Consider the following 12861-nt stretch of genomic DNA (forward strand, 5'->3'; position numbering starts at 1 on the left):
GATCAGGGGCCGACAGGGTCCACCCGGATGCCGGGGAGGACCTGCCGGAACGTCTCCTCGTCGAAGTCGCCCGCGACCGGCGCCGCCACCGCGGCCGCGCCCAGGGCCGCCGCACGGCGCAGCCGGTCCGGCCAGGGCGTGCCCTCCACCAGGCCCAGTGCCAGCCCCGCGACGAGCGCGTCACCGGCCCCGGTCGGGTTCCCCGCCACCCGGTACGGCATGGCCGCCCGCCAGGCCCCCTCGGGGGTCACCGCCAGGAGCCCGTCCGCGCCGAGGGAGACCACGACCGACTCCGCCCCGTCGCGCCGCAGGACTCCGGCCCCGGCCAGCGCGTCGGTGATCGGTGCGTGCCCGGCCCCCGGAACGCCGGCCGGTGTCCCGCGGGTCTCCGAACCACCGGCCTGCGCCCCACCGGACTCCGGACCACCGGTCTCCGGAGCACCGTCCGGCGCCCGGAGGTCCGCGGCGGACAGGGCGCGGGCCAGCTCCTCGGCGTTGGGCTTGAGGACGGCGGGGCGGCCCGCCGGGGCGGCGCGGAGCGGCTCGCCGTCGGCGTCCACGATCGCCGGGACGCCGCGCCCGCGGGCCCGTGCGGCGAGTTCGGCGTAGAAGCCGGCCGGAACCCCGGGGGGCAGGCTGCCGGAGATCACGACGGCCGCGGCATCCCCGAGCCGCCGGTCGTAACCGCGCAGGAAGTCGTCCAGCTCCGCCTCGGTGACCACCGGGCCCGGCTCGTTGAACAGGGCGGTGCGCGGACCGGCCGTCCGGGCCGGGGCCGCGTCCTCCGGGGCGGTGCCGTCCGACGCCGGGCCGCCCCCGACCGGACCGGCCGGCGCCGCGCCGTACGGGAGCGGGGCGGGGTCGCAGACCGCGAGGGTGGCGCGCGACTCGGCGGCGATGGGGGTGAGGGCGGCGGGCAGGCCCGCCGCGGACAGGTCGGCTTCGGCGGCCCGGCCGTTCGGCCCCCCGGCCAGGCCGGTGACGAGGACGTCGCGGCCGAGGGCGGCCAGCACCCTGGCCACGTTGACCCCCTTGCCGCCGGCCCGGCGGTGGACGGACCGCACCCGGTTGACGCCGTCCCAGTCGACGCCGTCGGCCACGTAGGTGACGTCCAGCGCCAGGTTGAGCGTGACGGTGAGGATCGTGCCGGAACCGGCCGCGGAGGAGCTCATCGGAAACCTTTCGGCGGGACCTCCCGACCCGGCCGGGGAGGGCCGGGCCAGGAGGTCAACGGGGTTCGGTGATCCAGCTTCCGTGCCTCATGACGCCCGCGACCTCCAGGTCGTCGGTGAGGACCACCAGGTCGGCCTGCCTGCCGACGGAGACGGACCCGAGGCGGTCGTCGAGGCCGAGCACCCGTGCCGGGGTGAGCGCGGTGACCTCGGCGGCCTCGGTCATGGACAGCCCGGCCTCCCGGACGGCGCGCCGGAAGGCGACGTCCATGGTGAGCGTGCTGCCCGCGATGGAGCCGCCCTCGGCGAGCCGGGCGACGCCGTCGGTGACCTCGACCTTCATCGGGCCGAGCAGGTAGGAGCCGTCGCCCATGCCGGCCGCCGCCATCGCGTCGGTGATCAGGACGGTCCGGGCGGGGCCCGCGACGTCGTAGGCCAGGCGGGTCATCGCCGGGTGCAGGTGCACCCCGTCGTTGATCAGCTCGACCGTGACCCGCTCGTCCTCCAGCAGCGCGGCGATCGGCCCCGGCTTCCGGTGGTGCAGCGGCGGCATCGCGTTGTACAGGTGCGTCGCGACGCGGGCGCCGGCGTCGACGCCGGCGAGGGTCTGCTCGTAGGTGGCGTCGCTGTGGCCGAGGGCGGCGATCACGCCGTTGGCCGCCGCCTCCCGGACGGTGTCCAGCGCGCCGGGCAGCTCCGCGGCGATGGTGAGCATCCGGACGTGCCCCCGGCCCGCCGCGAGCAGGCCGGCGAACTCCCCGGGCGATGGGTCGCGCAGCAGAGCGGGGTCGTGCGCGCCACAGCGGGCCCGGGAGATGTAGGGGCCCTCGAAGTGGATGCCGGCGAGCAGGCCGTCCTCGCACAGGTCGGCCAGGGCGGAGGTGGCGCGGGCCAGGTCGTCCAGGCTCGCGGTGACCAGGCTCGCCATCAGCGTGGTGGTGCCGTGCCGGGCGTGCAGGGCGGCGATCCGGCGTGCCTCGTCCTGGTCGCCGTTCGGGAAGGATCCGCCCGCCCCGCCGTGGCAGTGGATGTCGACGAAGCCCGGAACGACGTACCGGCCCCCGAGGCTGTGGCCCGGTCCGGGGGCGGTGCCCCGGCCCACGTGGGTGATGCGGCCGTCTTCCACGGTGAGCCAGCCTTCGTGCACGCCTTCGGGGGTCACGACACGGGCGTCGGCGAGAGTGATGCTCATGGCCCTATCCTCTCCGGTTCCCGGTGGGTCCGGTTCGCGGAGGTACGGCGGGAGCCGTCACGATGCGCAGCGCCATGGGGGTTCCTCCCCACCCTTTCTGCGTCAGCCGGGGAGGATGACGGAGCGGGTCAGGTGCATCGGCCGGTCGGGGTCGAGACCGGCGGCGCGGGCCCGCGCCACCGCCACCCGCTGCACCCTGACGAGCTCGGCCATGGGGTCGAGGCCGCTCTCCACGAACGACCCGCCGGTGGCCTCCACCTCGCCGCGCAGGCCGTCGGGGGCCTCGCCGAGCATCCAGGTGATCCGGCCGGGCCCGGCGATGCTGATCGGCCCGTGCCGGTACTCCATCGCGGGGTAGGACTCGGTCCACGCCCGGCACGCCTCGCGCATCTTCAGCGCGGCCTCCAGGGCCAGGCCGTACGTCCAGCCGCGGCCCAGGAACGTGAACTGCTCGGCGGAGATCAGCTCGTCGGGCAGCGGTTCGGCGAGCACCCGCTCGGCGTCGGCGATCGCGCCGGAGACGTCCTCGCCGAGGTGGGCGCGGAGCAGGGCGAGCTGGGTGGTGGCGAAGCGGGTCTGCACGACCGACTCCTCGTCGGCGAAGTCCAGCACCACGACCTCGTCGGCCAGCGTCATGATCGGGGTCGAGGGGTCGGCGGTGATCGCCGTCGTCGGCGTGCCGGTGGGCCGCAGCCGCTCCAGCAGCTCCAGCACCTCGGTGGTGGTGCCCGAGCGGGTCAGGGCGAGCACCCGGTCGTAGGAGCGCCCGGCCGGGACCTCGGAGGCGGCGAAGGCGTCGGTCTCGCCGTGTCCGGCCCGCTCGCGCAGGGCCGCGTACGCCTGGGCGATGAACCAGGAGGTGCCGCAGCCGACGACGGCCACCCGCTCGCCCCGGCGCGGGAGCGCGCCCGCGGGCACCTCGGCGACGCGGCGCCAGCAGTCCGGCTGGGATGCGATCTCGGCTTCGGTGCGAGTGGTTCCGGCGGTCCCGTCAGTCACGGCTTGCCTCCCGATGGTTCGTTTATGAGTGATTTATAGCAGAAATGAGCAAGTTCGCGCACAGGTGAGTTTCCTGCCGGGCTGTGTCAGGCTGGGCACCGTGAGCCGCTATGAGCGCTGGAACGCGATCCTCGAACTGCTCTCGCAGGAGGGGCGCCTGTCGGTGGAGCGGGCCGCCGAGGCGCTCGCCGTCTCCACGGCCACCGTCCGCCGCGACTTCGACCAGCTCGCCCAGCAGCAGATGCTCATGCGGACGCGCGGCGGCGCGGTCGCGCAGAGCGTCAGCTACGACCTGCCGCTGCGCTACAAGACGGCCCGCCGTACCGGGGAGAAGCAGCGGATCGCGCGGGCCGCGGCCGAACTGGTGAAACCCGGCGCGGTCGTCGGCGTGAACGGCGGCACGACCACCTCGGAGGTCGCCCGGGAGCTGGCCCTGCGCGCCGATCCGGAGACCGGCTTCACCCTCGTCACGAACGCCCTGAACATCGCCGCGGAGCTGACCGTGCGGCGGCACGTGAAGATCGTCGTGACCGGAGGGGTGGCGAGGCCGCAGTCGTACGAGCTGATCGGCCCGCTGGCGTCCGGGGTGCTGGAGCGGGTGTCCCTCGACATCGCGTTCCTCGGCGTGGACGCGATCGACCCCGATGCGGGCGCGTCGGCCCGCCACGAGGGCGAGGCCGAGGTCAACAACCTGCTGATCGGCCGGGCGGCCCGGGTCGTCGTGGTGGCCGACGCCTCCAAGGTCGGCCGCCGGGCCTTCGCCCGGATCTGCCCGATCGGCGCCGTCGACGTCCTCGTCACCGACGAGAGCCTGCCCGGTGAGGCCGCGGCGCGGTTCGCGGAGGCGGGCGTGGAGGTGATCCGCGCCTGACCGCACCCGTCCCGCGCCTGACCCGCGCCCGGTCCGTGCCCGACCGCGCCAGGTTCGCCGGTGCGGCGGCGCCGTACGGCCGGCGGGGCCGGCGGGGCAGGCGAATGTGGCGCTGATCTCACCGCCGGGCGCTACTCCCCGGTAGTGTCGTTCGACCTTGTGGGGTAAATACCTCGCGCAAGGTGACATTCCAACCCCCAGGGGGATGCAGCATGACGGTGCGAACGGGCACGGCACGCCTCGGTCCCGAGGAGCGGGGCACCGCGCTGGCGCAGATGGCCGCCCGGGAACTCGACGTGGTGGTGATCGGCGGCGGGGTCGTCGGCGCCGGCGTCGCTCTCGACGCGGTCACCCGCGGGCTGAGCGTCGGCCTGCTGGAAGCCCGCGACTTCGCCTCCGGAACCTCCTCCAGATCCTCCAAACTGATCCACGGCGGCCTGCGCTACCTCGAACAACTCAACTTCGACCTGGTCAGGGAGGCGCTGCAGGAGCGGGCCCTGCTGCTGCAGCGGATCGCCCCGCACCTGGTCCGCCCGGTGCCGTTCCTCTTCCCCCTCACGCACACCGGCTGGGAGCGCCCGTACGTCGGGGCCGGCCTGGCGCTGTACGACTCGCTGGGTTTCTCCTTCGGGTTCACCCGGGGCGTGCCCGGCCACCGCCACCTGTCGCGCAGGAGGGCGCTGCGGCTCGCGCCCGCGCTGCGCAGGTCGGCGTTCACCGGCGCGGTGCAGTACTGGGACGCGCAGGTGGACGACGCCCGCTACGTGATGACCATGCTGCGTACCGCCGCCACCTACGGCGCGCACGTCGCCTCCCGGACGCAGGTGGTCGGCTTCCTGCGCGAGGGCGAGCGGGTCACCGGGGTCCGGGTGCGCGACCTGGAGGCCGGGACCGAACTGGACGTGCGGGCCCGGCAGGTGGTCAACGCCACCGGCGTGTGGACCGACGACATCCAGGAGCTGGTGGGCGGACGAGGGCAGATCCACGTCCGCGCCTCCAAGGGCGTCCACCTGCTCGTGCCGCGCGACCGGATCCACTCCCTCACCGGGATCATCCTGCGCACCGAGAAGTCGGTGCTCTTCGTCATCCCCTGGGGGCGGCACTGGATCATCGGGACCACCGACACCCGCTGGGACCTGGACCGGGCGCACCCGGCGGCCTCCCGGGCGGACATCGACTACGTGCTGGAGCACGTCAACGCCGTGCTGTCGGTGCCGCTGACCCGCGACGACGTCGAGGGCGTCTACGCCGGGCTGCGGCCGCTGCTGTCGGGGGAGTCGGAGGAGACCTCCAAGCTCTCCCGCGAGCACATGGTGGCCCACCCGGTGCCGGGGCTGGTCATGGTGGCCGGCGGCAAGTACACGACCTACCGGGTCATGGCCAGGGACGCGGTGGACGCCGTGGCCCACGGGCTCGACCAGCGGGTCCCGCGCTCCTGCACGGACCGGATCCCGCTGGCCGGAGCCGAGGGCTACCAGGCGCTGTGGAACGCGCGGCAGCGGCTGGCCGTCTCCTCCGGGCTGCACGTGGCGCGGATCGAGCACCTGCTCCAGCGGTACGGTTCCATGATCGGCGAGGTTCTCACGCTGATCGAGGAGGACCCGTCGCTGGCGCGGCCGCTGGCCGGCGCCGACGACTACCTCCGGGCGGAGATCGTCTACGCCGCCACCCACGAGGGCGCCCGCCACCTGGACGACGTGCTGGCCCGGCGGACGCACATCTCGATCGAGACCTTCCACCGCGGGCTGGCCGTCGCGCAGGAGGCCGCCGAGCTGATCGCCGGCCCGCTGGGCTGGGGCGAGGAGCAGGTCCGGCGCGAGGTGGAGTACTACACCAAGCGGGTCGAGGCCGAGCGCCTGTCCCAGGAGCAGGACACCGACCAGGAGGCCGACGCGGTCCGCCTCGGCGCACCCGACGTGGTGCCCGCCGTGGTGCCGAGGAGCGCGTGACCCGGTACGCCGGTCACCGGGTCATGAGGTGCCCCGGATCTTCCGGACGGGTCCCCGACCACCGTCGAGGGCGTACCGGAAGATCCGGAGCGCCTGGGCCGGATCGAAAGAGCGGGACGCGCCGGCCGGGCCGAGCCGTCCGCCGTTGACGGAGCATGAGGCCGGGCGGGGCGAGGACGCCGCTTCCGGCGCGCGACGGCGGGCGCTCGTGGTTCCGGACGGTCAGGCGGCCGGGTCGGTGCGGTCGCGGTGTTCGAGGGCGTCATCGGCGCGGGCGCCGGACAGGATGGCGTCGAGCAACCCGGGATAGCGGGCGTCCAGGTCCTCGCGCCGCAGAGCGAGCAGGTTCTCCCGGCCCGAGGGTTGCTGCCGGATGACGCCGCTGTCCCGCAGCACCCGCCAGTGATGGGTCATGGTCGACTTCGCGGTGATCCCCAGGGTGTTCAGGACGCTGGTGCAGTTGTGCTCACCGCCGGCGTCGAGCACGCGTACGGCCGCCAGGCGCACGGTGTTCCCCAGCGCCGACAGCACGTCTTCGATCCGGATCTGGTCGCGGTGGGGATGACGGAAGGCCATGGTTCAACCGTACCGCGATTGTCGTACATTCGCCCTTCGCCGTGGCATATTACGAATGTACGTAAATATGCGTACAATCGTTTCGGTGGGCGGGCTTCCGCATGCCCGCAACCGGCTCCCTCCGAAGGGCGTCCCATGACCGCACCCACCGCGCCGCCCGCACCCTCCCCGGGCGCCGCCGAGCCACGACTCCGCTGGATCCTGGGCCTGCTCGCCCTGGCCCAGCTCATCTACGCGCTCGACCTCAACATCGTCTTCGTCGCGCTTCCCCGGATCGGCGCCGACCTGGGCTTCCCCGGCCAGACCCAGCAACTCGTGGTCAGCGCCTACGTCGTCTTCGCCGGCGGTTTCCTGCTGTTCGGCGGCCGGGCGGCCGACCTACTCGGCCGCCGCCGCATCTTCGTCATCGCCCTGATCCTCTACGCCGTCTCGTCACTGGCGGGCGGGCTGGCCACCGGCCCAGCCGTCATCATCGCCGCTCGCGCCGTCCAGGGAATCGGCGGAGCACTGCTGCTGCCCTCCACCCTGGCCCTGCTCAACGGCCTGTTCGCCGAAGGCCCGCAACGCAACCGCGCACTCGCGGTCTGGGGTGGCGCCGGCGCCAGCGGCCTGACCATCGGCGCCCTGCTCGGCGGCCTGCTCACCCAGCACTTCGGCTGGCCCTCCGTCTTCTTCGTCAACGTCCCCCTGGCCGGGCTGGTCGCGCTGGCCGCCCTGGCCGTCATCCCGCGCGACCCGGCCGGGCGGGAACGGCGCAGATTCGACATCCCGGGCGCGCTCAGCGTCACCGCCGGATCCACACTGCTGGTCTTCGCCCTGGTCGAGGGTCCCGAGCTGGGCTGGGGCAGTCCCCTGGTGATCGGCGCCTTCGTGCTGGCCGCCGCACTGCTGGTGGTCTTCGCGCTGGTCGAGGCCCGCAGCGCCGATCCGCTCATGCCGTTCCGGCTCTTCCGCAACCGCAGCCTGACCGTCGGCATGCTGGTGACCTTCGTTTACATGGCCACCTTCGGCGTACTGCCGTACTTCCTGACCGTGCTGCTGCAAAGCGTCCACGGTTACAGCGCCCTGCAGAGCGGGCTGGCCTTCCTCATCCCCTCACTGGCCATCGCCGCCGGCACCCAGGGCGGCGAACGCCTGGCGACCCGCATCGGGACCCGCGCCACGCTGCTGATCGGCTTCGCCGTCGGCGTGCCCGGCACCGCCATCCTGGCTCTCGGCTTCGACGCCGGAGCCGGCTACGGCCTGCTCGTGCCCGGCCTCATCGTCTCCGGCCTCGGCCAGGGCGTCGTCTGGACCGCCATGTGGATCGCCGCGGCCACCGGTACCGCCCCCCACGAACAGGGCGTGGCCAACGGCATCGCCTCCACCACACTCAACATCGGCAACGCCATCGGCCTGGCCGTCTTCACCGTCATCGCCGAGTTCGGCACCGAGGGCAGGACCGGTCAGGCCCTGCGCGCCGCCACCGCCGACGGCGGGTTCCTCGTCGTCCTGCTCACCGCCGCGGCGATGATCGTCGGACTCCTCATCACCCTCACCCTGCCGCGCCTCCGCCGCGAATCCCCCGGCACCGTACGGCGCGACACGTCCCGGGCGGCCACCGGCTGACCACCACGGGCGCGGCGAACGACGGCGGCCCCGTGGTTGGGCATGTGCTCACGGGGCCGCGTCGTGGCGGGCGCGGCGGCGTCCGCGGATGAGCAGGAACGAAGCCGCCGCCAGTGCGGGCAGGACGATGCCGGCGGTGACGATCGCCGCCACGAGGGAGCCGCCGCCGTCCATGGTGGCGGCGGCCATCCTGGCGGCTCCCGCGGCGGGGAAGTGGATGTCGGCTTCGGCGGTGTGCCGGACCAGTCCGCTTTCGAGGTGGAAGCGGACGTGCCAGGGGCCGTCGGGGACGCGTTCGGTGAGGGGTGCGATGACGGGGCCGGCGTCGCCGGGGGCGAGCGTGGTTCCCGTCCGGACCTGGTAGGGGCCCGCGGTCAGGCTGCCGTTGGTGAGCGTCACCTCGCCGCTCAGGTCGAGCGCGCGTCCTCCGGTGTTGCGCACCTGGGCCGAGACGATCTGCTGCCCGTCCGGCGCCCGTTGGGCGGTCAGCGTGTCGATGGTGAAGTCCGCGGCCGGTGGGTTGTCGCCGCCGACGGACAGGTAGACCCGGACGCCGACGCGGTTGACCTGCCGCAGCCCTCCTCCCGGCGGCGGGTCCTTGGCCACCTCGGCCCAGATCATCGCGTAGCGCTCCCCCGGGGCGGCGCCTTTCGGCACGTCGACGGTCGCGGTGACCATCGAACGGGCGCCCGGGGCGAGCAGGATCTCGCGCCGGTTCGTGCTGATCCAGGTGGACAGGTCGTTGGGGGTGCGGCCGGGGGCGAAGCGGAAGGCCCGCTCGCGGATCTCGGCCGCCGCCGGGTAGAGCGAGACGACCCAGGGAGAGTCGGTGGTGTTGGACACCTCGACGCGGCGGTGGATGACCGTCCCGGGTTTCAGATGGTCGACGATGTAGCTGCGGGCCCGCGAGTCGGCGCGCGCCTGGAGCGGCGCGTCGACCAGGCGGATCCCGATGCCGTTTTCGCGGGTGTGATCGACGGTGGCCGCCGCCGCGGCACCGGGGTGGAGCGTGGCGGTGGCGTCGGCGTGGAGCGTGGCGGTGGCCGAGGCGATGGCCCCGGTGTGGGGCATGGCGGTGGCCGAGGCGATGGCCCCGGCCACCAGCAGTCCGCGGAGGAGGTCGTGGATGCGCACAGGCTGTCGCCGTCTCGGGAGGGTCAGCCGACCGAGTGGGTGACCGTGCCGGTGTAGATGCCGGCGACCTTCCCGTCCGGGATGGTGATGGTGAGCGACGGGTTCCAGGTGGCGCTGTTGTTGCCGACGAGATCGGTTCCGGTGAAGGCGACGCGCGGCACGTTGATGATGCCGCCGGGGCCGAGGGTGAAGGTGCCCGTGCCGGTGTGGTCGTTTTGAGAGCCCGGCGTGTAGACGACGTTGATGTTGGGGATCGTCTCGGGCGGGGTGGCCGCGCCGGTGGTGAAGTCGGTGCTGATGGCGGTGGCGGTCCAGGAGCCGTTCAGGACGCCGCGCTTGTCGGTCACCGTGACGGGGCCTATCGGCCCGGAGACGCTGGTGGCGTCGGAGGCCACCGTGCCCAGGTCGACCGCGTCCGGGGCGTCGATCGTGAGGTCGCCGCTGTCGATGGTGAACGTGACGATGGTGTCGTCGGACGCGGCCGTGGCCGGTGGGGCGATGGCGGCCGCGAGGCCGAGGCCGGCGACTACGGCGGCCGTGGTGAATTTTCTGCGCATCGTTACTCCGGTTGCCAAGCATGGATGTGATAGGCGAGCCGAAGCGGACAGGCCGGACTATTGGGTGATTCAAGGGACCTGTCGCTACACCTCGCATTAGAAGGTAACTGTATGTAGTCAAATGGTGATCGAGGGCGCGACCATGGTTCTTTCAATGGGGGTCCTGAAATGCGGCTTCACCCTTTGCCGGGCCGGCCCGCACGGGCCGGTCCGGCAAAGGGTGTGACGCGCCGGGTCAGCGGGAGAACGCCCGGAACCCGGCGGCGCGGAGCCGGCCCCTGGCGGTGTGCCACCGGTCAGTCGAACGGTATCCAGCCCCGGTCGGCGAGGCCGTTCAGGGCGCTGACCTTCAGGCCCAGGTCGGAGACCGTCCACAGGTCGTCGCCGATCACGACCGAGCGACGGATGCCGGGATCGTAGGCGAAGCGGGCGTCGCCACGGCCCCCGGGGCGGGGGTGCGTGACGGTGCCGGTCCGGGTGACCGAGGAGTCGTCGATCCGCAGGACCAGGGCGCCGCCCGTGGGCCGCTCACCGCTCCAGGAGTTCAGCGGGACGACGGCGGCGCCGGTGGCGGGCCAGTAGAGGAAGGCGTGCGGGTCCCACTCCGCCTCGGAGCCGGAGTCCTTGGCGAACATCCGCGACAGCAGGCGCGGGGCGGCGGGGTCGGAGACGTCGAACAGTGACACCTGGGTGCCGAGCGTACGGCCCCGCTCGCTCGCCTCCTGCCCGATGCCGATCAGCCGCCCGTCGCCCGCCGGGTGCAGGTAGGCGGAGTAGCCGGTGATCTTCAGCTCACCGGTCGCCCGGGGAGCCTTCGGGTCGCGCAGGTCCAGCGTGTAGAGGGGGTCCACCTGCCGGAACGTCACCACGTAGCCGACCGGGCCGATGAAGCGGACCGAGTAGATCCGCTCGCCCCGGCCCAGCCCGCCGACCTCGCCGACCTTCCCCAGGGTCCGGGCGTCCAGCACGTACACGGCGCTGGAGGAGTCACTCTCCCCGGCCGCCGGGCCCGAGAGGTCCGCGGAGGTGGTGGCGACCCGCAGGTGCCCCTCGAACTCCGACAGGGAGTACTGGTTGAGCAGCCGACCCGGGACCTTGCCGGAGGCGACGTAGCGCGGAGCCCCGGGCGCACCGATGTCGAACCGGTGGATCTCGGTCTCCTCGGGCGGCAGGACCGGTGTCGTCTCGGGAGCCGCCGTCCCGGGCGCGGTCTCGGTCGTGGGTGGCACGGGGGCGGGCTCGGAGGGGGTCGGCTCGTCGCGGGGCGCCTGCGCGGTGTCCGTCGGCTCGGCGGTGACGGCCGGCCGTTCGGACGGCGTCGGCTCGTCGCGGGGCGCCTGCGCGGTGTCCGTCGGTTCGGCGGTGACGGCCGGCGGCTCGGACGGCGTCGGCTCGTCGCGGGGCGCCTGCGCGGTGTTCGCGGGCGTCGCCGTCCCCGGGCCCGGAACCGCGGGCTTCCCCGGTGTCGTGGACTCCACCGGGGGAACGGGCGCCGCCGGAGTCGCGGGTGTGGCCGACGGCGCGTCCTCCACGGGCGGCTCGACCGGCCGGGGCCACAGCATGCGCGGGTTGCTGGTCACATACAGACTGGAGGCGGTGCCGTACACCGTGTCGCCGTCGGCCGCCACGCTGATCGGGTCCGGCGCGGCGATCCCCTTCGCGCCCGCGGCCAGATCTACGCTGTAGACGGTCAGCATCGACGTGCCGGTGTACTCGTCCGGGTGGCTGACCCGCTCGCAGCCGACCGTGCCCTTGGTGGCGCGCCCCGCGGCGTCCGTCGTCTCGAACGCCGGCAGCCACGCCCCGGCCGGGGCCTTGGCCACGACGTCGCGGTTGTGCCGGATCCGCTCGGCGTCCGTCAGGTCGGGACCGGGGTCGGGGAAGGCGATCTCCGGCTGGCTGCGGACCACGATCCGCACCGTCGAGCCGGTCATCCTGGCGTCCAGGTGCGACCCGGACGCGGTGAGCGTGCCGGTCACCGTGGGCTTGCCCGCCAGGTCCACGAGCACGTACCGCGGCCCGGAACTCGGCGCCCGCTTGGCGATCGCGCCGAAGGGGATGCCTCCGCCTCCGGAGAACAGCACCAGCGCCCGGTCGCCGCTGACCAGCAGGTCGGCCGGGGCCCAATTCTGGTCGCCGTCCACCAGCTTCAGCGTGCCGGTGACCTTCCTGGTGGCGGCGTCCACCACCCGCAGCACGCCCCGGTTGACGACGATCACCCGCTTGCCGTCGGTCTTGACCAGGTCGGGCTCGTCCGCCCCGGCCTCGTGGACGTTGGTGGTCGAGTGCTCGGGGGCGGCGGTCTTGGCGCGGGGCGCGGCGGTGTCCGCGCGCGCCTCCATGTACATGATCTGCGGCGGCCCCAGGCCCCACGGGCCGACGTTCCGCGCCGCGGCCGCCCGCAGCCCCGCCAGCATGTCGTCGCAGCCGTCGTAGGAGACCAGCCTGATCCTGCCCAGGTCGACCGGCGCCGTACGGCTCGCGCCCGGCCCCGCCTGCTCGCACCCCGAGGCGAGCAGGGCCACGGCGAGGGCCGCGGCGAAGGTGGAGGTGAGGGTGGTGCGGGTGGGGGTGAGGGCGGCGCGGGACGCCGGGCGGGAGGCCGCGCGGGATACGGCGCCGGCCGTACCTGTGGATGTCCTCATGCTCCTATGACGGGCCCGGATCGCGCCCGGTTCATGGGAGGGCCCGGATCGCACCCGATGGGGTGGGGAGCGGGCCGCGGCGGGTCCGGGTCGCGTCCCGTCCGGAGGCGGGAGGTGTACCGACCGGTAGCCAGGGTGGCCGCTCCCGAATATTCTTC

Annotated in this window: 10 protein-coding genes; 3 read left to right on the forward strand and 7 right to left on the reverse strand. The window is 73.8% G+C overall.

All coding sequences use genetic code 11. From position 1 onward, the window contains the following. Positions 1-2: 2 nt before the first annotated feature. The 3 genes from ACQP10_RS05295 to ACQP10_RS05305 form a co-directional block, all read right to left on the reverse strand. Positions 3-1172 (reverse strand): 1-phosphofructokinase family hexose kinase, encoded by a 1170-nt coding sequence (locus ACQP10_RS05295; RefSeq protein WP_433540969.1) that lies wholly within the window; start codon positions 1170-1172, stop codon positions 3-5. A gap of 55 nt (positions 1173-1227) precedes the next feature. Further along, a complete protein-coding gene (gene nagA, locus ACQP10_RS05300; protein WP_389993048.1) occupies positions 1228-2364 on the reverse strand; it encodes an N-acetylglucosamine-6-phosphate deacetylase in 1137 nt (378 codons plus the stop codon). Between the two features lie 102 nt (positions 2365-2466). Next, positions 2467-3363 carry an SIS domain-containing protein gene (locus tag ACQP10_RS05305; protein WP_389993051.1) on the reverse strand — a complete coding sequence of 299 codons (897 nt, stop codon included), beginning with the start codon at positions 3361-3363 and terminating at the stop codon, positions 2467-2469. Positions 3364-3463: 100 nt separating this feature from the next. Here ACQP10_RS05305 and ACQP10_RS05310 point away from each other — a divergent pair, with 100 nt between their 5' ends. Together ACQP10_RS05310 and ACQP10_RS05315 are read left to right on the forward strand one after the other, a co-directional pair. Beyond that, positions 3464-4234, forward strand: a complete 771-nt coding sequence (locus tag ACQP10_RS05310) for a DeoR/GlpR family DNA-binding transcription regulator (protein WP_346021762.1) — start codon at positions 3464-3466, stop codon at positions 4232-4234. A 212-nt stretch (positions 4235-4446) separates the two neighbouring features. Further along, positions 4447-6183: a glycerol-3-phosphate dehydrogenase/oxidase gene (locus ACQP10_RS05315; protein ID WP_346021763.1), complete on the forward strand. Its 1737-nt coding sequence runs from the start codon at positions 4447-4449 to the stop codon at positions 6181-6183. 222 nt (positions 6184-6405) lie between these two features. Here the strand turns inward: ACQP10_RS05315 and ACQP10_RS05320 are convergent, their stop codons facing one another. Continuing rightward, positions 6406-6759, reverse strand: coding sequence for an ArsR/SmtB family transcription factor (locus tag ACQP10_RS05320; protein ID WP_346021764.1), 354 nt, complete (start codon positions 6757-6759; stop codon positions 6406-6408). Positions 6760-6894: 135 nt separating this feature from the next. On the opposite strand from ACQP10_RS05320, the gene ACQP10_RS05325 reads away from it, so the two are divergent. Then, complete coding sequence (locus ACQP10_RS05325) at positions 6895-8367, forward strand: MFS transporter (RefSeq protein ID WP_346021765.1); 1473 nt, start codon at positions 6895-6897, stop codon at positions 8365-8367. Between the two features lie 48 nt (positions 8368-8415). Here ACQP10_RS05325 and ACQP10_RS05330 read toward each other — a convergent pair whose 3' ends face one another. From ACQP10_RS05330 to ACQP10_RS05340, 3 genes are all read right to left on the reverse strand, one after another. Further along, complete coding sequence (locus ACQP10_RS05330) at positions 8416-9501, reverse strand: peptidase (protein ID WP_389993061.1); 1086 nt, start codon at positions 9499-9501, stop codon at positions 8416-8418. A 23-nt stretch (positions 9502-9524) separates the two neighbouring features. Continuing rightward, positions 9525-10058, reverse strand: coding sequence for a hypothetical protein (locus tag ACQP10_RS05335; RefSeq protein WP_346021767.1), 534 nt, complete (start codon positions 10056-10058; stop codon positions 9525-9527). Positions 10059-10354: 296 nt separating this feature from the next. Then, the gene (locus ACQP10_RS05340; RefSeq protein WP_433540970.1) at positions 10355-12703 is read right to left on the reverse strand and encodes a beta-propeller domain-containing protein; all 2349 of its coding nucleotides are present in this window, start codon (positions 12701-12703) and stop codon (positions 10355-10357) included. Positions 12704-12861 lie beyond the last annotated feature (158 nt).

Origin of the sequence: Streptosporangium sandarakinum, assembly GCF_050942225.1 — a bacterium.
Taxonomy (GTDB): Bacteria; Actinomycetota; Actinomycetes; order Streptosporangiales; family Streptosporangiaceae; genus Streptosporangium; species Streptosporangium nondiastaticum.